This is a genomic window from Kitasatospora sp. NPDC048239, from assembly GCF_043202015.1.
In the GTDB taxonomy this organism is placed as follows: domain Bacteria; phylum Actinomycetota; class Actinomycetes; order Streptomycetales; family Streptomycetaceae; genus Kitasatospora.
This window is the reverse complement of record NZ_JBICZP010000016.1, coordinates 93,485-113,615: the sequence shown is the minus strand read 5'-3', so window position 1 is coordinate 113,615 and position 20,131 is coordinate 93,485. Positions and strand designations below refer to the sequence as shown.

Annotated in this window: 15 protein-coding genes; 10 read left to right on the top strand and 5 right to left on the bottom strand. The window is 73.0% G+C overall.

Annotation, left to right across the window (positions count from 1 at the left end):
* Positions 1-9: 9 nt before the first annotated feature.
* Positions 10-645 carry a hypothetical protein gene (locus tag ACGFZP_RS32450; protein WP_392939794.1) on the bottom strand — a complete coding sequence of 212 codons (636 nt, stop codon included), beginning with the start codon at positions 643-645 and terminating at the stop codon, positions 10-12.
* Between the two features lie 358 nt (positions 646-1,003).
* On the opposite strand from ACGFZP_RS32450, the gene purN reads away from it, so the two are divergent.
* Both purN and purH read left to right on the top strand, forming a co-directional pair.
* Positions 1,004-1,663 (top strand): phosphoribosylglycinamide formyltransferase, encoded by a 660-nt coding sequence (purN, locus tag ACGFZP_RS32445; protein WP_392939792.1) that lies wholly within the window; start codon positions 1,004-1,006, stop codon positions 1,661-1,663.
* Positions 1,660-3,243: a bifunctional phosphoribosylaminoimidazolecarboxamide formyltransferase/IMP cyclohydrolase gene (gene purH, locus ACGFZP_RS32440; protein ID WP_392939791.1), complete on the top strand. Its 1,584-nt coding sequence runs from the start codon at positions 1,660-1,662 to the stop codon at positions 3,241-3,243. The genes purN and purH overlap by 4 nt, the downstream gene beginning before the upstream one ends.
* A 101-nt stretch (positions 3,244-3,344) precedes the next feature.
* On the opposite strand, the gene ACGFZP_RS32435 is transcribed toward purH, so the two are convergent.
* Positions 3,345-4,091 carry an RDD family protein gene (locus ACGFZP_RS32435; protein WP_392939789.1) on the bottom strand — a complete coding sequence of 249 codons (747 nt, stop codon included), beginning with the start codon at positions 4,089-4,091 and terminating at the stop codon, positions 3,345-3,347.
* 475 nt (positions 4,092-4,566) lie between these two features.
* Between ACGFZP_RS32435 and ACGFZP_RS32430 the strand changes: the two genes are divergently transcribed.
* The 6 genes from ACGFZP_RS32430 to ACGFZP_RS32405 all read left to right on the top strand — a co-directional run bounded on the left by ACGFZP_RS32430 (position 4,567) and on the right by ACGFZP_RS32405 (position 10,216).
* Positions 4,567-5,421 carry a bifunctional methylenetetrahydrofolate dehydrogenase/methenyltetrahydrofolate cyclohydrolase gene (locus tag ACGFZP_RS32430; protein WP_392939787.1) on the top strand — a complete coding sequence of 285 codons (855 nt, stop codon included), beginning with the start codon at positions 4,567-4,569 and terminating at the stop codon, positions 5,419-5,421.
* Positions 5,422-5,476: 55 nt separating this feature from the next.
* Positions 5,477-5,902, top strand: coding sequence for a DUF3017 domain-containing protein (locus ACGFZP_RS32425; protein ID WP_387948391.1), 426 nt, complete (start codon positions 5,477-5,479; stop codon positions 5,900-5,902).
* A 203-nt stretch (positions 5,903-6,105) separates the two neighbouring features.
* Complete coding sequence (locus ACGFZP_RS32420) at positions 6,106-7,098, top strand: malate dehydrogenase (protein WP_392939785.1); 993 nt, start codon at positions 6,106-6,108, stop codon at positions 7,096-7,098.
* Between the two features lie 131 nt (positions 7,099-7,229).
* Positions 7,230-8,552 carry a hemolysin family protein gene (locus ACGFZP_RS32415; RefSeq protein WP_392939783.1) on the top strand — a complete coding sequence of 441 codons (1,323 nt, stop codon included), beginning with the start codon at positions 7,230-7,232 and terminating at the stop codon, positions 8,550-8,552.
* 30 nt (positions 8,553-8,582) lie between these two features.
* On the top strand, positions 8,583-9,623 hold the full coding sequence (gene trpS, locus ACGFZP_RS32410; RefSeq protein ID WP_392939781.1) for a tryptophan--tRNA ligase: 1,041 nt from the start codon (positions 8,583-8,585) through the stop codon (positions 9,621-9,623).
* The gene (locus ACGFZP_RS32405) at positions 9,620-10,216 is read left to right on the top strand and encodes a 2'-5' RNA ligase family protein (protein ID WP_392939780.1); all 597 of its coding nucleotides are present in this window, start codon (positions 9,620-9,622) and stop codon (positions 10,214-10,216) included. Before trpS ends, ACGFZP_RS32405 begins: the two co-directional genes overlap by 4 nt.
* A gap of 7 nt (positions 10,217-10,223) precedes the next feature.
* On the opposite strand, the gene ACGFZP_RS32400 is transcribed toward ACGFZP_RS32405, so the two are convergent.
* Entirely contained in the window at positions 10,224-12,722 is a 2,499-nt protein-coding gene (locus ACGFZP_RS32400; protein ID WP_392939779.1) for a CDP-glycerol glycerophosphotransferase family protein, read from the bottom strand.
* 281 nt (positions 12,723-13,003) lie between these two features.
* Positions 13,004-16,576, bottom strand: a complete 3,573-nt coding sequence (locus ACGFZP_RS32395) for a CDP-glycerol glycerophosphotransferase family protein (RefSeq protein ID WP_392939778.1) — start codon at positions 16,574-16,576, stop codon at positions 13,004-13,006.
* A 175-nt stretch (positions 16,577-16,751) separates the two neighbouring features.
* Between ACGFZP_RS32395 and ACGFZP_RS32390 the strand changes: the two genes are divergently transcribed.
* Positions 16,752-17,750: a glycosyltransferase family 2 protein gene (locus tag ACGFZP_RS32390; RefSeq protein WP_392939776.1), complete on the top strand. Its 999-nt coding sequence runs from the start codon at positions 16,752-16,754 to the stop codon at positions 17,748-17,750.
* A gap of 102 nt (positions 17,751-17,852) precedes the next feature.
* Positions 17,853-18,788, top strand: coding sequence for a YihY/virulence factor BrkB family protein (locus ACGFZP_RS32385; protein WP_392939775.1), 936 nt, complete (start codon positions 17,853-17,855; stop codon positions 18,786-18,788).
* Positions 18,789-18,827: 39 nt separating this feature from the next.
* Here the strand turns inward: ACGFZP_RS32385 and ACGFZP_RS32380 are convergent, their stop codons facing one another.
* Positions 18,828-20,039: a D-alanyl-D-alanine carboxypeptidase family protein gene (locus ACGFZP_RS32380; protein WP_392939773.1), complete on the bottom strand. Its 1,212-nt coding sequence runs from the start codon at positions 20,037-20,039 to the stop codon at positions 18,828-18,830.
* Positions 20,040-20,131 lie beyond the last annotated feature (92 nt).

The following is a 20,131-nucleotide window of genomic DNA, read 5'->3' as shown; positions in this document are numbered from 1 at the left end:
GGCGGGTGGTCAGTCGCCCTTGGTGGCGATGTCCACGTACCACTTGGGCGCCAGCCGGTCGCAGTTCTGCTCGCCGGTGGAGGTGAGCGAGTCCCGTACGCAGGTGACGTAGTCGTTGTAGTACAGGCTGAGCCCGATCACACCGGCCACGAAGACCACCGTCATCGCGCCGGTGAGCACCCCGCCGAGCGCGGCCGGCGTCAGCGGGTTGGGCGTGGGGGCGGCCGTGGCTTGCACACCCTCGGTGGCGGCGGCGGCCGGCCTGGGCGAGCGCATCGCGGTGACGCCCCAGAGGATGGCGAGCGCGCCGAGGAACAGCGCGACGTAGTAGATCCCGGCGACCGCGCAGACCAGGGCCGCCATGCCGGCCAGGGCCGCGTTGCGGGCCTTGCGCTGGGCCGGGTCGGCGGGGTCGAGCCGGGGCGGCTGCGGGGCGGGCGGCCGGGGCTGCCAGCCGCCGCCCTGGTAGCCGGAGCTCCACGGGTGCGGCGGCGGGACGTGGGGGCGCTCCTCGGGGTTCTCGCCGTCCTCCGGGGTCTCCGAGCCGTCGGGCCGGGGATTGCGCGGCTGCCACGGCTGGTCCGGGGCATCCGCCGGCGGCGGCGCGAAGGGATTGCGCTCGCCGGTGCTGTCACCGCTGCTCATGGTTCAGCCATTCCTTCTCGGTCGGTGCGACGGGTACCCCGCGCACCCTATGATCCCGCAGTCGCGCGCGGGCCCTTCGGCGGCCTGCCGTCGCGGGCCGCGGACCCGTCCGGATCCCCGGGCCCGCGGCTCCGAGGAGATCCCCGTCTCAACTACGCGCGTAGCGCCCTCGGGCCGTTTCGGAGGCCGTCCGACCAGCCGTTATCGTGGTGACGGTCAGCAGCTCGCATCGGTTCCCGGGGCCCGCGTCGCGGTGGGTTTCCCGTGTGTTCCCCCTCGCTCGACCTGCCGTTCGTAGTGGCCCCACCGCCGGTGGACGTACCAGCGTACGGCGCCCGAACCTACGGAGAATCGCGCAGTGGCCGCCGCCCCCGCTCAGCTCTTCCCCTCCCGCACGCCCGGACCGGCCCGTCTGGTGGTGCTGGTCTCCGGCTCCGGCACCAACCTCCAGGCGCTGATCGACGCCGCCGCCGACCCGGCCTTCGGCGCCGAGATCCTCGCCGTCGGCGCGGACCGCGACGGCATCGCGGGCCTGGAGCGGGCCGAGCGCGCGGGCCTGCCGTCCTTCGTCCACCGGATGAAGGACTTCCCCGACCGGGCCGCCTGGGACGGCGCGCTGACCGCCTCCGTCGCCGCGTACCAGCCGGACCTGGTGGTCACCGCCGGCTTCATGAAGATCCTCGGCCCCGCGTTCATCGCGGCGTTCGCCGGACGGATCGTCAACACCCACCCCGCACTGCTGCCCGCCTTCCCCGGCGCCCACGGCGTCACCGACGCCCTCGCGTACGGGGTGAAGGTCACCGGCTGCACCGTCCACCTGGTCGACGCCGGCGTGGACACCGGGCCGATCATCGCGCAGGGCGTCGTGGAGGTCACCGACGCCGACCACGCCGATGGCGGCGAAGCGCTGCACGAGCGCATCAAGACAGTCGAGCGCAAGCTGCTCGTCGACATCGTTGGCCGGCTGGCCCGCGAGGGCCACCGCATCGAGGACCGAAAGGTATGGATCCCGGCATGAGTGCCAGCTCCACCACCCCCCCTGTCTCCGAGAACACCCGACCGATCCGTCGTGCGCTGATCAGCGTGTACGACAAGACCGGTCTGGAGGAGCTGGCCCAGGGCCTGCACGCCGCCGGGGTCGCCATCGTCTCCACCGGCTCCACCGCCGGCCGGATCTCCGCCGCCGGCGTGCCGGTCACCGAGGTCTCCGAGCTGACCGGCTTCCCGGAGTGCCTGGACGGGCGCGTGAAGACGCTGCACCCCCGCGTGCACGCCGGCGTGCTCGCCGACCTGCGGCTGGAGTCGCACCGCGCGCAGCTGGCCGAGCTGGGCGTCGAGCCCTTCGACCTGGTCGTGGTGAACCTCTACCCGTTCAAGGCCACGGTCGCCTCCGGCGCCACCCCGGACGAGTGCGTCGAGCAGATCGACATCGGCGGCCCGAGCATGGTCCGCGCCGCCGCCAAGAACCACCCGTCGGTCGCCGTCGTGGTGGACCCGGCCCGCTACGAGGACGTGCTCAAGGCGGCGCAGGAGGGCGGCTTCGACCTGCTGACCCGCAAGCGCCTGGCCGCCCAGGCCTTCGCGCACACCGCCGCCTACGACGTCGCGGTGGCCAACTGGTTCGAGACCTCCGGCTACACGGAGACCGAGGACGCCGCCTTCCCGGCCTTCCTCGGCGCCTCCTACGAGCGGCAGAGCGTGCTGCGCTACGGCGAGAACCCGCACCAGGGCGCCGCGCTGTACAGCGACGGCACCGGCGGCCTGGCCGGCGCCGAGCAGCTGCACGGCAAGGAGATGTCGTACAACAACTACGTCGACACCGACGCCGCCCGCCGCGCCGCCTACGACCACGAGGCCCCGGCCGTCGCGATCATCAAGCACGCCAACCCGTGCGGCATCGCGACCGGCGCGGACGTCGCCGAGGCGCACCGCAAGGCGCACGAGTGCGACCCGGTCTCCGCGTACGGCGGCGTGATCGCCGTCAACCGCCCGGTCACCGTCGAGCTGGCCGAGCAGATCGCCCCGATCTTCACCGAGGTCGTCGTCGCCCCGGCGTACGAGGACGGCGCCGTCGAGGTGCTGGCCCGCAAGAAGAACCTGCGGGTGCTGCTCGCCCCCGAGGCGCCGGCCAACCGCCAGGAGGTGCGCCCGATCTCCGGTGGCGCGCTGCTCCAGGCGGCCGACCGGATCCACGCCGAGGGCGACGACCCGGCGAACTGGACGCTGGCCACCGGTGAGGCGCTCTCCCCGGCCGAGCTGGCCGAGCTGGCCTTCGCCTGGCGGGCCTGCCGGGCCGTCAAGTCCAACGCGATCCTGCTGGCCAAGGACGGCGCCTCGGTGGGCGTCGGCATGGGCCAGGTCAACCGGGTCGACTCGGCGAAGCTCGCGGTCGAGCGGGCCGGCGAGCGGGCCAAGGGCTCGTACGCGGCCTCGGACGCCTTCTTCCCGTTCGCGGACGGCCTGCGGATCCTGCTCGACGGCGGCATCCGGGCCGTGGTGCAGCCGGGCGGCTCGATCCGCGACGAAGAGGTGGTCGCGGCCGCCGCCGAGGCGGGCGTCACCATGTACCTCACCGGCACCCGGCACTTCTTCCACTGACGCGCCGACGTGCTGAGGCGCTGACCCGCTGACGGTACGACAGAGCGGCCCGGTCCCCTCCGCGGAGGGGACCGGGCCGCTCTGTCGTACCGGTGTGCGCGCTACTTCTTGATCACCACGGTGCCGGCCGCACGGTCGTGCCAGCCCTGCAGCTTCCCGGAGTTGTCGAAGAAGGGCGACAGGTACACCAGGATCGCCCCGATGTAGCAGAGGATCGCGCCGACGATCGGGATGATGAAGCGGATGAAGCCGCCGCCGATGCCGGGGACCTGGCCGTCGCTCTCCTTGACGACCCGCAGGCCCATCGCCAGCTTGCCCAGCGTGGCGCCGGTGAAGGCCACCATCAGCCACTCGTAGAGCAGGCCGATCACCGAGAACACGCCGAAGATGATCAGGATCGTGACGAACCAGCCGGTGGCCGCGTCCTGGTTCTGGTGCAGGCAGTCGTAGTACGCCGAGTTGGAGCCGCCGTAGGAGTACTTGGAGCTGCAGTCCTCCTGGTCGTTGGCGATGCCCAGCGCGCTGGCCATGCCGAACGCCACGAACAGCGCGTACACCGCGCCGACGGCCGCGCCGTCGATCAGCCGGGCCAGGAACCGCTGGCCCATGGTGGCGATCTTCACCGGGCCCAGGTGGGCGATGTTGATGTAGCCGTTGTTGGCCTGGATGGTGCCCGGCATCGGCGCGTACCCGTAGGCCTGCTGCTGCGGCACGCCGTACGGCGGGGCCTGCGGCGGCTGCTGCGGGTAGCCGTACCCGGCGGCCGGCGGGGCCTGCTGCGGGTAGCCGTAGCCGGGCGGCGGGGGCTGCTGGCCGTACGGGTTGTTCGGGTCGGGCGGGTAGCTCATCGGTGCCTCCGGGCAGGATGGGGGACGTGGGGACGGGACAAGCGGGAGGACCCTGGACGGACGGGCGGTCGACGCGCCGGCCGGTCGGGACGATAGCGCGGCGGGGCGACACCGGGAGCGGCACGGAGCCGGGCCCGGGCGCCGCTGCTCAGCGACGTGGGAACGGCGGAAGCGGGAGCGTCGACGGCTGCGGCCCTGCGAGCACGCCGCGGCGAAGCGCGGACGGCGCTGTGCGATGTGGTGGTCTGCTCACTGTCTCTTCCCCCGGGTACGTCCCCGCCAGGTGTCCGTCGGCCCGTCACCGGGCCGGAAGCGGCAGGGAATGCCCGCATATCGTCAACCGGACGGCCGGGTGCTGTCCAGCCGCGCCCGCGCAACGGACAGGACTGTGGCGCAACCGCAACGTGACCCACACGTTCCGTACCGGGCCGGGGCCCTGGCACGGCGGGTCGCCGGGATCCGGGAGAATGGGGTCATGACTGCCCAGATTCTCGATGGCAAGGCCACCGCGTCCGCGATCAAGTCCGAACTCGCCGCCCGCGTGGCGGCCCTCAAGGCGAAGGGCGTCACGCCCGGCCTCGGCACCGTCCTGGTCGGCGACGACCCGGGCAGCCGCTGGTACGTCAACGGGAAGCACAAGGACTGCGCCGAGGTCGGCATCGCCTCGATCCAGCGCGAGCTGCCCGCCACCGCCACCCAGGAGGACGTCGAGAACGTCGTCCGCGAGCTCAACGCCGACCCGGACTGCACCGGGTACATCGTCCAGCTCCCGCTGCCCAAGGGCCTGGACCAGAACCCCGTCCTGGAGCTGATGGACCCGGACAAGGACGCGGACGGCCTGCACCCGACCTCGCTCGGCCGCCTCGCCCTCGGCATCCAGGGCCCGCTGCCCTGCACCCCGCTCGGCATCGTCGAGCTGCTGCGCCGCCACGACGTGGCGATCAACGGCGCCGAGGTGGTCGTGATCGGCCGCGGCGTCACCGTCGGCCGCTCGATCGGCCTGCTGCTCACCCGCCGCAGCGAGAACGCCACCGTCACCCTCTGCCACACCGGCACCCGGGACCTCGCCTACCACCTGCGCAAGGCCGACATCGTCATCGCCGCCGCCGGTGTGCCGCACCTGGTCAAGCCGGAGGACGTCAAGCCGGGCGCGGCCGTGCTGGACGTCGGCGTCAGCCGCAGCGAGGGCAGGATCGTCGGTGACGTCCACCCGGGCGTGGCCGAGGTGGCCGGCTGGATCTCCCCCAACCCCGGCGGCGTCGGCCCGATGACCCGCGCCATGCTGCTGAACAACATCGTCGAGGCGGCCGAGCGCCGCGTCGGTCTCTGACCCCGGCAGTCCGACCAGAGGGGCGAGCCATGAGCGAGCGGAGCGAGGTGGACGCATGAGCGACCCACGACCGGCACGGTCCCGGCGCAGGCCGGTCAAGACCACCGGGACCCTGCCCCCCGAGGGCTCGGCCGCGGCACTGGGCCGTGACCACACCCTGCCGGTTCGCCAGTGGCCGATAACGCTGGTCCTGCTGGTGGTCGGCGCCGGGCTCGCCGTCACCTGGTTCGCCGACTTCAAGGACGGCTTCAAGTACGGCCTGTTGATCCTCGGCGGCGGGGTGCTGCTCGGCGCGGTGCTGCGCCTGGTGCTGCCCGAGGTCGGCATGCTGGCGGTGCGCAGCCGCTTCACCGACGTGATCGTGCTGACCTTCCTCGGCGTCTCGATCGTGCTGCTCACCCTGGTCGCCCAGCCCAACCCGTGGCTGGAGATCCCGCTGATGGACAACGTGGGCCAGCTGATCGGCCGACCCCGGCACTGACGGCCCGGCCCCTGCGACGGCCCCCGCCCGGCTCCCCGGGCGGGGGCCGCCGCCGTCTGTGACCTGTCAGTCACCACCGTCCACGCGGCGTACGCTTCGCTTTGCGATAACCTGACGCCGGTCTCTCGATGTCGAGAGACCATCCTCGGCTCCAGTGCGCCGGTGTGCCTGGGGCACCTGGCGATTTGCTGGAGAAGGTAGAAATGACCCGCACCCCCGTCAACGTCACCATCACCGGAGCGGCCGGCCAGATCGGCTACGCGCTGCTCTTCCGCATCGCCTCGGGCCACCTGCTCGGCGCCGACGTGCCGGTGAACCTGCGCCTCCTGGAGATCCCGCAGGGCCTCAAGGCCGCCGAGGGCACCGCGATGGAGCTCGACGACTGCGCCTTCCCGCTGCTGCGCGGCATCGAGATCACCGACAACCCGAACGTGGCCTTCGCCGGCGCCAACGTCGCCCTGCTGGTCGGCGCCCGCCCGCGCACCGCCGGCATGGAGCGCGGCGACCTGCTGCAGGCCAACGGCGGCATCTTCGGCCCGCAGGGCAAGGCGATCAACGACAACGCCGCGGACGACATCAAGGTCCTGGTGGTCGGCAACCCGGCCAACACCAACGCCCTGATCGCCCAGCGCAACGCCCCGGACGTGCCGGCCGAGCGCTTCACCGCGATGACCCGCCTGGACCACAACCGCGCGGTCGCCCAGCTGGCCCGCAAGACCGGTGCCGCCGTGGCCGACATCAAGAACGTCACCATCTGGGGCAACCACTCCGCGACCCAGTACCCGGACATCTTCCACGCCGAGGTCGCCGGCAAGAACGCCTTCGAGGCGGCCGGCAGCGACCAGGCCTGGCTGGAGGGCGACTTCATCCCGACCGTGGCCAAGCGCGGCGCCGCGATCATCGACGCCCGTGGCGCCTCCTCGGCCGCCTCGGCCGCCAACGCCGCCATCGACCACGTCCACACCTGGGTCAACGGCACCGCCGAGGGCTCCTGGACCTCGATGGGCATCGTCTCCGACGGCTCCTACGGCGTCGAGCCGGGCATCATCTCCTCCTTCCCGGTCACCACCAAGGACGGCTCCTTCGAGATCGTCCAGGGCCTGGAGATCTCCGACTTCTCCCGCGGCCGCATCGACGCCTCGGTCAAGGAGCTGGTCGAGGAGCGCGACGCGGTCCAGGCGCTCAACCTGATCTGAGCACCGCCCCCTGGGCACCGCCTCTGAGCACCGCCGCACCACGGCACCCGGCCCGCCGCCTCCACCCGGAGGCGGCGGGCCGCTCCGTTCCTCCACCACCTGCTCCCCGGCCGGACCTACACTGACCCCCCGTGAGCGAAACCATCGAGGACGCGGCGCTCGTACTCGTCTTCATCATGCTGGGCGGCCTGTTCAACGTCGCCGAGATCTCGCTGATCTCGCTGCGCGAGGGGCAGATCAGGACCCTGGAGTCCCGCGGTACCCGGCGGGCGGCCCGGGCGGCCCACCTCGCGGCCGACCCGAACCGCTTCCTGGCGGCCGTGCAGGTCGGGGTGACCTGCATGGGCTTCCTGTCCGCGGCCTTCGGCGCGGACACCCTGGCGGGCAAGCTGGCCCCGGTGTTCGTCCGGGCGGGGCTCTCGGAGGGCCTCGCCGACGCGGTCGCCCTGGTCGGGCTGACCCTGGTGATCAGCTACGCCTCGCTGGTCCTCGGCGAGCTCACCCCCAAGCGGATCGGCCTGCAGCGCGCCGACTCCATCGCGGTGCTCGCCGCGCCGGTGGTGGACGTCATGTCGGTGGCGCTGCGCCCGGTGATCTGGCTGCTCGGCCACTCCACCGACCTGATGGTCCGGCTGCTCGGCGGCGACCCGGCGGCCGGGCGCGGCTCGATGAGCTCCGAGGAGCTGCGCGGCCTGGTCGCCGCCAACACCGAACTCGGCAGCGACGAGCGGGCGCTGATCGCCGACGTGTTCGCGGCCGGCGAGCGCCAGCTGCGCGAGGTGATGGTCCCGCGGACCGAGGTGACCTTCCTGGACGCCGATCGGCTGCTCCCCGAGGTCCGCGAGCAGGCCGGCTCCTCTCCGCACTCGCGCTACCCGGTGGTCGAGGGCAGCTACGACGCGGTGACCGGCTTCGTGCACGTCCGCGACCTCTACGGCGCGCGCGGCGAGCAGGCGGTCAAGGTCCGCGACCTGGCCCGCCCGGTCAAGCTGCTGCCGGGTACCAAGCGGGTGCTGGAGGCGATGGGCGAGATGCGCCGCGAGGGCCACCACCTGGCGATCGTGGTGGACGAGTACGGCGGCACCGCCGGCATCGTCACCCTGGAGGACCTGGTGGAGGAGGTGATCGGCGAGATCCGCGACGAGTACGACTCCCAGGAGCCGACCACCACCCGGCGGATGGCCGGCGGCGGCATCGAGCTGGACGGCCTGCTCAACCTCGGAGACTTCACCGAGGAGACGGGCGTCACCCTCCCCGAGGGCCCCTACGAGACGGTGGCCGGCTGCGTGGTGGCGGCGCTCGGGCGGCTGCCGGCCGACGGTGACCAGGTGCGGATCGCCGACGGCGCGGACGGCGTCCTGCTGACGGTGGCCAAGCTGGAGGGCCGTCGGATCGCCCGGATCAGGGTGAGTGCCGTCACACTGTCGGAACCTCCGGGGGCAGAGGTTTCCTGAGCGGTCGGTGGAACTGGAACAATGGCCCGCATGGTCAACGCAGCGGTCACTGGTCCGGTCAAGGACCGTCCCCGGGTGCTCTCCGGCATCCAGCCCACCTCCGGCTCGTTCCACCTCGGCAACTACCTCGGCGCGGTGCGCCAGTGGGTCGATCTCCAGGAGGCCAACGACGCCTTCTACATGGTGGTCGACCTGCATGCGATCACCGTCGAGCAGGACCCGGCGACGCTGCGCCAGAACACCCGGATCTCCGCCGCCCAGCTGCTCGGCGCGGGCCTGGACCCGGAGCGCTGCACGCTCTTCGTCCAGTCCCACGTGCCCGAGCACGCGCAGCTCGGCTGGGTGATGAACTGCCTCACCGGCTTCGGCGAGGCCTCCCGGATGACCCAGTTCAAGGACAAGTCCGCGAAGCAGGGCGCCGCGAGCACCTCCGTCGGCCTGTTCACCTACCCGATCCTGCAGATCGCCGACATCCTGCTCTACCAGGCGGACGCGGTGCCGGTCGGCGAGGACCAGCGCCAGCACGTGGAGCTCACCCGGGACCTCGCGGAGCGCTTCAACACCCGCTACAGCCCGACCTTCACCGTGCCGAAGCCGTACATCCTCAAGGAGACGGCGAAGATCCAGGACCTCCAGGACCCGGCCGTCAAGATGAGCAAGTCGGCCTCCTCGCCCAAGGGCCTGGTCAGCCTGCTGGACGAGCCGAAGGTGAGCGCCAAGAAGTTCAAGAGCGCCGTCACCGACACCGGCACCGTCGTCTCCTACGACGAGGAGGAGAAGGCCGGCGTCTCCAACCTGCTGCGGATCCACTCCGCGCTCAGCGGCCAGTCGGTCGAGCAGCTGGTCGAGCACTTCGAGGGCCGGATGTACGGCGCCCTGAAGACCGAGCTGGCCGACCTCTTCACCGAGTGGGTGACGCCGTTCCAGCAGCGCACCCACAGCTTCCTGGACGACCCGGCCGAGCTGGACCGCGTCCTGGCGATCGGCGCGGAGAAGGCCCGGGCGGTGGCCTCGCAGACGCTGGAGACGGTGTACGACCGGATCGGCTTCCTCCCGGCCGCCAAGCGGTGACAGCGCTGACGAGCCTGCCCGGTGGTGGCAGCGGTTCGCCCTTCGCCTCCGAGCGCTCGGAGGCGGAGGGCGGCCTTCCCGAGGTCGTCACCATCGGCGTGTCCGTGAGCGTCCCGGATCCGTACGGCTCGGCGATCCAGGACGCGCGGGCCGGGCACGGCGACCCGCTGGCCCGGTCGATACCCACGCATGTCACGCTGCTGCCGCCGACCGAGGTGCCCGCGGCGGAGCTGGCGAAGATCGAGGAGCACCTGGCGGCGGTGGCCCGGGCGCACCGGCCGTTCCGGATGCTGCTGCAGGGCGGCGGGACCTTCCGCCCGGTCTCCCCGGTGGTGTTCGTCCGGGTCGAGGAGGGCGCGCAGGAGTGCCGGCTGCTGGAGGCGGACATCCGCTCCGGCCCGCTGGCCCGCGAGCTGGCGTTCCCGTACCACCCGCACGTCACCGTGGCGCACGGGCTGTCCGAGGACGCGCTGGACCAGGCGTACGAGCAGGCCAAGGGCTTCCGGGCGGCCTTCCGGGTGCCCGGGTTCAGCCTGTCCCGCTTCGACGCGGACGAGGTCTGGCGGCCCTGGCGGGCCTACCGCTTCTGCTGACCGGCCCTCATCCGGCGCCGCCGAGTTCGAGCATCCGGTCCACCACCCGGCGGGCGGCGCCGCCGTCGTCGAGCCGGCAGTGCGTCGCCCGGAAGCGCCGGTAGCGCTCCTGGTACCCGGCGGGCAGCGCCCCGCCGCCGTCGGCGAGGTCGCGCAGCGCGTCCAGCAGGCCGGCCGAGTCGGGGATCAGCGGGCCCGGGGCCTGCGGCTCGAAGTCGAAGTAGAAGCCGCGCAGGGTGTCCCGGTAGTGCTCCAGGTCGTAGGTGAAGAACAGCACCGGACGCCCGGTGATCGCGAAGTCGAACATGATCGACGAGTAGTCGGTGACCAGCACGTCGGCGATCAGCAGCAGCTCCTGCACGTCGGGGTAGTCCCCGCAGTCGTACAGGAAGCCGTCCCCGGCGCCGGGCAGCGGTTCGCGGACGTGCGCGTGCGGGCGGATCAGCAGCACGTGGTCCCGGCCGAGCGCGCGCCGGGCCCGGTCGAGGTCGATCCGCAGGTCCAGGCGGAACCCGTCGCCGTCGCCGTGCTGCTGGTCCTCGCGCCAGGTCGGGGCGTACAGCACGACGCGCCTGCCCTCGGGGATGCCGAGCCGGCGCCGGACGAGCGCGGCCGTGTGCGCGTCGGGCCGGGCGAGGACGTCGCCGCGCGGGTAGCCGGCCTCCAGGATCTCGCCCTGGTAGCGGAAGGCCCGGCGCATCACCGGGGTGGCGAAGGGGCTGGGGGAGAGCAGCAGGCTCCACTGCGGGGTCTCCCGGTCGAGCGCCTCCAGGTAGCCGTGGTCGGCCAGCCAGGGGTTCTCGACGTCGTGGGCGATCCGCTTGAGCGGCGAGCCGTGCCAGGTCTGCACCACCACCTGGCCGGGGCGGCGGCGCAGGAAGTCCGGGAAGTGCGTGTTGCCGACCAGGTACCGGCTGGAGCCCATCGCCTCGTACCACTCGGGGCTCCAGATCCGCACCGGCCGGACCCCGGCGGGCAGCCGGGCCTGGGCGTCGTCGACCACCCACAGGTGCTCCAACGGGGCGTCCCGCCGGGCGAGTTCCGCGTGCACGGCGCGTGGTGAGTCGGCGTAGCCGCGGCCGCCGAACACGTCGTAGAGCACGGCCTCGCGCAGCGGGCGGCAGCGGGCGGCCGGGTAGCCGTCGGTGCGCTGGCGGGCCTGCGTCCAGGCGCTGCGCTCGGCGGCGGTGAGGACGGGCGTGGAGTCCAGCAGCAGGGTGTCGTGCCAGCGCCGCTGGAGCAGGATCCTTTTGCCGCCGACCCGGGTTGCGGTGGGCAGCGAGCCCAGCGCGCCGGGGGCGGCGACCAGCGGCCGCTGCGGACCGGCTCCGCCGACGGGCCGCAGCTCGGCCTCCCAGACGCCCTTGCGCAGCGGCAGGGCGGCGCCGTCCGAGCCGGTGCGGGTGGCGGGCAGCCGGATCCGGAACCGGCCGTCCTCGGCGAGGTCGACCGGGTGGCGGACCTCCCCGGCGTTTCCGGTGTGGCGCAGGACGAGTTCGAGCGGCCCCGGGCCGGGGCAGCTGCCGGTGAGCTCGAAGCCGTCCGGGCGGGTGGCGACCCGCTCGACCCAGCCGGCCGCGGGCTGGACGCAGAGCTGGAGCCGGCCGTCGGCGAGGTGCTTGAGGTAGAGGACCCGGTCGGGCACGCCGGGCAGCGGGTGCTGGCCGGCCACCGGGCCGCCGCGCTCGTCCAGGGTGAGCTGCTCGGTGGAGCCGTCGGGGCGCAGCAGTTCGACGTCCCAGTGCTCGGGCTCCCCGGCGCCGCGCCCGTCGGCGGTGAACGGCCGGAACGGCAGGTGGGCGGCGAAGCTGTTGCCGGTCAGGGCGACGGGCGCGGTGAGGACGGCGTCGCTCTCGCGGTGGCGCAGCCGCAGGACGGTGCCGGGCGGGCAGTGGTCGGCGGTGCCGCACAGGGAGAGGCCGTCCGCGCCGGGGTGGGCGGAGCCGAGCCGGACGCCGGGGCGTTCGAGGCGCAGCCACAGCCGGCCGTCGGCGAACCGGGGCTGCAGCCGGACGTCGCGGTCGACCCAGCGGGCCGGCGGGTACTCGCCGGAGCCGCACCAGTGCGGGGCGAGGGCGCCGTACTGGCGGCGCAGCCGGGCCGCGCGGGGCCGGGTGAAGAGGGTGGCCTCGATCTGCCAGTCGCCGAGCAGCCACTCCTCGCCGCGGCGCAGCCGGCGCGGCTCGATCAGGGCGGTGAAGCCGGACCAGTCGTGGTTGTGCTCGGACTGGGCGCTGTCGTCGGTGACCTCGGGCAGTCGGCGGGGCCTGGAGCGCAGGTGGACCGGGGGCTCGTCCTCGGAGCGGCGCAGGGTCAGCCAGGTCCAGGCGGAGCCGGGCCGGGCGGTGTCCAGGTCGTCCGGCCGGGCGAAGCCGGTGAGTTCGAGGCCGCGGGCGCTCCAGCGGGCGCGCAGCAGGCCGAAGGCGACGTCCTCGTCCCCGAAGGGTGCGCCGTCCGTCCCGCGGGGGGCGGAGTGCGGGAGGACGAGCCGGGTGAGGACTGGCATGGGGGTGCCCTTCGGGACGGGATCCCGGTCCATGGCGGTGGGCCGGGGGCCCTTCGTGCCGATGGGGGTCGGACGAGGGGCCGATTCGATATCCCATACCGAAATGACTGGTGTGGTCAACTGTGCAGTTCGGTGGATTCCCTGAGAAATTCGTTGACGAAACGTGAGTTCGATGGCAAAAGGGGCGCAAAGCACAGGCGGTGTCCAGGTAACCCCCGGAAAACCGAACAGGCGCCCGACGCGGATCGCGTCGGGCGCCTGACGGGCGGTACGGGCCGGGGCTACTCCTTGCGGAGCATCGCGTCCACCACGCGGGCTGAGGCCTGGCCGTCGTCCAGGTCGCAGTACGCCTCACGGAAGGCCGTGTACCGGTCGGCGTACTCGGCGCTCACCTCGTCCAGGCGGCCCAGCGCGGAGACCAGCTCCTCGGAGGTCGCCAGCATCGGGCCGGGCGCCTGCGCCTCGTAGTCGAGGCTGAAGCCGCGCAGGTTGTCGCGGTAGTGCTCCAGGTCGTACGTGAAGAGCAGCACCGGCTTGCCGGTGGCGGCGAAGTCGAACACCGCCGACGAGTAGTCGGTGACCAGCACGTCCGCGACCAGCAGCAGCTCGGCCATGTCGGGGTAGCTGCCGACGTCCCAGACGTAGCCGTTGCCGGCCCCGGGGATCTGACCGCACATCACGCTGTGCCGGCGCACCAGCAGCACCTGGTCCTCGCCCAGTGCGGACTTGGCGGCCTCCAGGTCGAGTCGCAGGTCCAGCTGGTAGCCGCCGTTGGGGCGCCGCCGGTCCTCGCGGAAGGTCGGCGCGTAGAGCACCACCTTCTTGCCCTCGGGCAGGCCGAGCCGCTCCCGGACCTGCTCCGCGGTCTTCTCCCGGTCGGCGGCGAACAGCAGGTCGTTGCGCGGCGAGCCGCTCTCCAGGATCTCGCCCTTGAAGTCGAACGCGCGGCGCAGGACCGGAGCCGAGAAGGTGTTGCCCGCGACCAGCAGGCTCCAGTTCGGGACCTCCTTGGCGACACCCTTCAGGTAGTGCGCGTCGGTGAACCAGATCTTCTCGAAGTCGTACCCGATCTGCTTCAGCGGGGTGCCGTGCCAGGTCTGCACGACCACCTGGCCCGGGCGGCGGACGAAGAAGTCCGGCAGGTGGGCACTGGTGACGATGTACTTGGCGGTGGCCAGCGCCTCGAACCACTCCGGGCTCCAGAGCCGGATCGCGTCGGCGCTCTGCGGCACCGCGGCCTGCAGGTCGTCGCTGCCCCACAGGTGCTCCAGCGGCAGGCCGCGGCGCACCAGCTCCTCGTGGATCGCCCGGGGCGAGTCCGCGTAGAGCCCGCCGAGCGCGGCGTTGTACAGCACCGTCTCGCGCAGCGGGTGGCGGCGGGCGGCCGGGTAGTCGACCGTCCGCAGCTGGCGCTGGCGGTAGCCGCTGCGCTCCTCCGGGAGCAGCGCGGAGTGCGACTCCAGCGAGAGGCCGTCGTAGTGGCGGCGCTCCAGCACGATCCGCTTGCCGCGCGACTCGACCTCCAGCGGCAGTGCGCGGAAGCACTCCGGCCCGATCAGGGCGTGCGAGTGGGCCGTCGCGCCGACCGGGGTGCCGACCTCGCGGAAGAAGACGTCCCAGGTGCCCTGGGCGAGCGGCACCCGGCCGGCGAAGGAGGCGGTGGGCACCGGCGGCAGCGCGGTGCGGAACCGGCCGTCCGCGATCTCCACGGGGTAGGCGTGCTCCTCCTCGCGCCAGTTGTGCCGGACCACCAGCTCCCAGCGGTGGCTGCCCGGCAGCGGGAAGGACCCGCTGATCAGGAAGCCGTCCTCGCCGCGGGCGGCGACCTCGTCCACCACGGGCTGCAGCACCTGGTCGGCCAGCTGCAGGTAGCCGCCGGGGGAGGGCTTGGAGTACAGCGCGCGGCGTTGGGCGGCCGGCGCCTGCGGGTTCAGCGCGAGGTGCAGCTGCTCGGGCGCGTTGCGGTCGTCCAGCGCCACCGGCACGGTGGTGCCGTCGGCGAGCAGCAGGGCGGTGTCCCAGCGGTCCCGGCTGCGGTCCTCGGCGACCGGGTCCAGCTCGGCCCAGGCCTCGCGGACGGCGGTCAGCTCGTCCACCGCGAAGGAGGCGCTGAACGGCTGGAGCAGGCCCGCGGGGGTGCCGAGCTCCAGCGGGTACACCAGCTCGCGGTCGGACTCGACGTGGGTGAGCTTCAGCCGGGCGCCGGCGAGGTCGGAGCCGGAGCGGGCCGCGCCGGAGAGCTCGATCCGGCCGTCGTGCGCGGCCAGCCCGGTCACCCGGGCCCGCACGGTCTCCACCCGCAGGTAGACGTGGCCGTCACGGACCCACGGCACGATCCGCACGTCCTGCTCGACCCAGTGCGAGGGCAGGTACTCGGCGCTGTCGCTCCAGCCGGAGGAGATCCGGCCCTTGTAGACGCCGCCCTTGCCCATGCCGGCCACCAGCACCCGCCAGTTGCCGTCCTTCCACTGGCCGCGGTGCCTGAGCCGCTTGGGGTCGATGGCGGCGGTGAAGCCCGCCCAGTCGCAGTTGTACAGGTCGTGCTTGGAGCTGGCGGTGGCCTCCGGGCTGTACTGCGTCCTGGTCTGCACGGCGAGCACCCGGCGGCCCTTGGCCTCGCGGAGCACCAGCACCTTGACCATGTCGTGCCGGCCCTCGGCGCCGAGCTGCTCCGGGTAGGCGTGCCCGGTCAGCTGCAGCTTGCCGTCGACCCAGGCCGACTCGTACAGCCGGCTGCGCATGACCAGCGAGTTCTCGAGCTTCAGCACGCCGCTCGGCACGCTCTTGCGGCCGCCGCGCAGGAACGGGTAGTCGGCGTACGGGCGCAGCAGGCCCTTCGCCGGGGCGCCGCCGTTGGTCTCGCCCTCGTACTTGATCTGCTCGACCAGCTCGTCGATCCGGCCCTGCAGGGTCAGGTGGTACTTCAGCCGCAGCGGCGCGCGCAGCTTGCGGACCTGCTCGGGGCCGATCGCCCGCAGCAGCCGGCTGACGCACTTGATGTAGGCGGCCCGGTACTCCTGGTCGCCGTCCACGACGGACCAGAAGAACATCGGGATCTCCTCGACGAGGGTGTTCTCGTCGTAGGAGTGCAGGTACTTGGCGAAGCGCGGGTCGGTCTGCTTCTTCAGCCAGCCGCGGACCAGCTCCACCGAGGTGACGCGGTCGATCAGGCCCTTGGGGTTGGTGCGCATCTGCGTGATCGACATCTCGCCGACCTCGCGCTCGCGCCAGTGGTAGATCGGCTCGGAGAGCACGTCCACGCTCTTGGCGAGGTAGTGGTGCGGCACGCTGACCGGGGCGTCCTCGTACAGGATGCCCTCGGGGTAGAGCAGGTCGGCCGCGTCGAAGAAGGTGCGGCGGTAGACCTTGTTCCACGCCGTGCGGTCGGTGACCAGCGCCGGGATCTCGGTGATGTGGGTCTTGAGCCTGGTCTCCTTGAACGGCCTGCTGTGGCCCCCGGACTGGTAGTAGCCGACGGCGCGGAACCGCAGCACGTTGCCGGTGGCGAAGTCGGAGCCGGTCTCGTCGAGCGTGTTGATCATCAGCTCGTAGGCGCTCGGCGGCATCGAGTCGTCGCTGTCGACGAAGCAGAGGAACTCGGCGTCCGGGTCGATGTGCCGGATGCCGGTGTTGCGGGCCGCGCCGAGGCCCTTGTTCACCTGGCGGACCAGCCGGAACCGGGAGTCCTTGGCCGCGTACGCCTCGGCGAGGGCCGCGCTGTCGTCCTTCGACCCGTCGTCGACCATGACGCACTCGAAGTCCGTGAAGGTCTGGGCGGCGATCGAGTCGAGGCATTCCTCGAGGTAGCGCTCGACGTTGTAGATCGGGACGACGATGGAGAGGCGGGGAGCCATCGGCTACGCAGGCCTTTCTTGGGAAGGAGCGTGGCAGCCCGTTCGGGGTCTGGCCGCACTTTGAACCGGTGCGTACGTGCCCACCGATCCTACCGTCCGGGCTGCGGGCCCCTCCGGGTGCCGGGGGCCCGGGCACGGCGGCCGAGCGCGGACCGGTGACCGCTACTGTGTGCCCATGCCCCGCTTCAGCGTCATCGTCCCCGTGTACCAGGTGCAGGAGTACCTCGGTGAGTGCCTCGACTCGGTCCTCGGCCAGGGTGGACCGGACCTCGAACTGATCGCGGTGGACGACCGCTCCCCGGACGGCTGCGGCGCACTGCTGGACGAGGCGGCCGCCCGCGACCCGCGGGTACGGGTGCTGCACCTGCCGGAGAACGTCGGCCTCGGCCGGGCCCGCAACGCCGGCCTGGAGGTCGCCACCGGAGAGTACGTGCTCTTCCTGGACAGCGACGACACGCTCACCCCCGGCCTGCTGAAGGCCGTCGACGACCGGCTCGCGGCCGGCGGCGACCCGGACGTCCTGGTCTACGACTACGCCCGCACCTACGCCGACGGCCGGATCACCAGGGCCGCCTCGGCCAAGGTCTTCGACGCCCCCTCCGCGGACGTCTTCGACCTCGACGCCCGCCCCGACCTGCTGGACCTGCTGCAGGTGGTCTGGAACAAGGCCTACCGGCGCGACTTCATCGCCGCACAGGGCCTCGTCTTCCCGGCCGGCTACTACGAGGACACCCCCTGGACGTACCCGGCGCTGCTCTCCGCCGCGAGCATCACCCTGCTCGACCAGGTCGGCGTGCACTACCGCCAGCGCCAGGAGGGCGGGAACATCCTGGCCACCGCCAGCCGCAAGCACTTCGACGTGTTCGCCCAGTACGCCCTGGTCTTCGCCTTCCTGGACGCCCGCCCCGAGCTGGACCGCTGGCGCCCGGTGGTCTACGGCCGGATGCTGCACCACCTCAACACCGTGGTCTCCCGGCCCGGCCGGATCCCGCCCGGTGACCGCCGCGAGTACTTCCGCCGCGCCGCCGCGCACTGCGCCCGGCTGCGCCCGGCCGGCTACCGGCCGGCCCCCGGCGTCGACGGCGTGCGCACCGAGCTGCTCAGCCACGGCCGCTACACCGCCTACCAGGCCGTCCGCGCCCTGGCCCGGGCCCGCCGCGCCCTGCGCCGCTGACCGTTCGACCGCCGCCGCCGCCGACCGCCGCGGGCGGGCCGACTCCAGGCCGCCGCGTCGAGCCTGACGGCCGTTCGGAGGACGGCCCGGTATAAGGGGACGGTGGACTTCCTCACCCGCCTCCCGGTGATCGGCCCGCTCGTGGCGCGGGTGCTGCGCAGCCGCCCGTACCGGGTCTACGAGCACTTCACCGCCGCCCGGGGCAACCGGCTGGCCGGCGCGGTCACGTTCTTCGGCTTCCTGGCGCTCTTCCCGCTGCTCACCGTGGCGCTGGCGATCGCGGTGGCCACCCTCAGCGACAGCCGGATCGACGAGCTGCAGAAGCGCATCTCCGACCAGCTGCCCGGCATCTCGGACTCGCTCAACCTGCCGTCGCTGGTGGCCAACGCGGGCGCCGTCGGACTGGTCAGCGGTGTCCTGCTGCTGCTGTCCGGCCTCGGCTGGGTGGACACCATGCGCACCTCGATCCGGGACATCTGGCAGCTGCCCGAGGAGGACGGCAACCCGGTGCTGCGCAAGGCCTGGGACTGCGTGGTGCTGGGCGGCCTCGGCCTGATCTCGCTGTTCTCGCTGGCCGCCTCCGCCGCCGGCACCACCCTGGCGGGCCGGATCGCCGACTGGATCGGCCTGGGCACCGGCGGACCGGGCGGCTATCTGCTGACCGGCGTCGGCCTGCTGATCGCGATCGCCTCGGACGCCGTGCTCTTCGCCTACCTGCTGGCGCCCTTCCCCCGGATCGGCGGCCAGCACCGACGCGACGTGCTGCAGGGCGCGCTGATCGGCGCGGTCGGCTTCGAGCTGCTGAAGATCCTGCTCGCCTCCTACCTGGGCTCGGTCGCGGGCAGGAGCCTGTACGGCGCCTTCGGCGTGCCGGTCGCACTGCTGCTGTGGATCAACTTCGTCTCGCGGCTGCTGATGTACTGCGTGGCCTGGACGGCCGTGGCCGATCCGGCCGCCGCCCGGGAGCGTGCCGTCGCCCGCGCCCGCGAGGTGCTGGCGGAGCCGGACGACACGGCGGGGGCCCGGTCCGGGGGCTGAGGCCGAAGCCCCGGGGGACCGGGCCCGTCCGCCCGGCGGTCAGGCCGTGCGGCCGCGCCTGCGCAGGACGACCAGCATCACCGTGCCGCCCGCGGTCAGGCCGAGCGCGATCCCCAGCCAGCCGGCCGGGCCGATCCCGTCGCCGCCCTCGACGGCGGGCGCGGCGACCGCGGCGGCGGCCGTCGGCGAGGGGTGCGGCGGCGGCGCGGGCACCCCGGCGGCGCCGCCCGCCTGCCCGGTCGGCGCGGTCTCGGCCGCGGCGGGCGCCTCGTCGACCAGCTTCCCGATCGGCGTGACCTTGTCGGCGGCGGCGAACCCCCAGTCCAGCAGCGCCGCCGTCTCGTCGTACACCTTCTGGTAGGTCGTCGGGTGCATCACCGTCACCAGCAGGGTGCGGCCGCCCCGTTCGGCGGCGCCGACGAAGGTCGATCCCGCCTCGGTGGTGAACCCGTTCTTCACGCCGATCAGTCCCGGGTACTTGCCGAGCAGCCGGTCGGTGTTGGCGATCCCGAAGCTGCCGCGCTGACCGGTGTTCTTGTCCACCGCGCCGGGGAACAGGGCGTCCCGGGTGGCGCAGTACATCCGGAAGTCGGGGTTGCGCAGCCCGGCCCGGGCGAACAGGGTCAGGTCGTACGCCGAGGAGAGCTGGCCCTCCATGTCGTAGCCGTCGGGCGAGACCACCCGGGTGTCGCGGGCCTGCAGCGCGTCCGCGCGGGCCTGCATCTCGGCGACGGTCTGCTGGACGCCGCCGTTCATGTGGGCGAGCACGTGCACCGCGTCGTTGCCGGAGCTGAGGAACACCCCGCGCCAGAGGTCCTCGACCTTGTAGTCCAGGTCCTCCTTGATGCCGACCAGGCTGCTGCCCGCGCCGATCCCCTGGATCTCGGCGTCGGCGACCCGGTGCACCAGGTTGCGGTCGAACTTGGGCAGCACGGTGTCCGCGAAGAGGATCTTCAGCGTGCTGGCCGGGGCGAGTCGCAGATGCGGATTGCTGGCCGCCAGCACCTCGCCCGAGGTGGCGTCGGCAACTATCCAGGACCGCCCGGTGAGGTCGCCCGGTAGCGCCGGGGCGCCGGCCAGCGGGGCCACCTGGACACCCGACAGCCCCATCCGCTCGCCGCCGATCGCGGTCGGCGGCGGTGGCGGCTCCTGCGGGGCCGCGGCGGCGGCCGGGGCCCCCAGTGCGAGCGCGGTGAGCGCGGAGATCAGCGGTGCGAGCGTACGGCGCGGGAAATGACGGCGTGTGGGCACCCGCAGACCGTACCCAGTCCGCGGCTGCGCCGTCCGCCACTCCGGATCCGTCCTTCGCAGGAGGGGTCCGCGGTGCTCCGAACGGCCCTCCG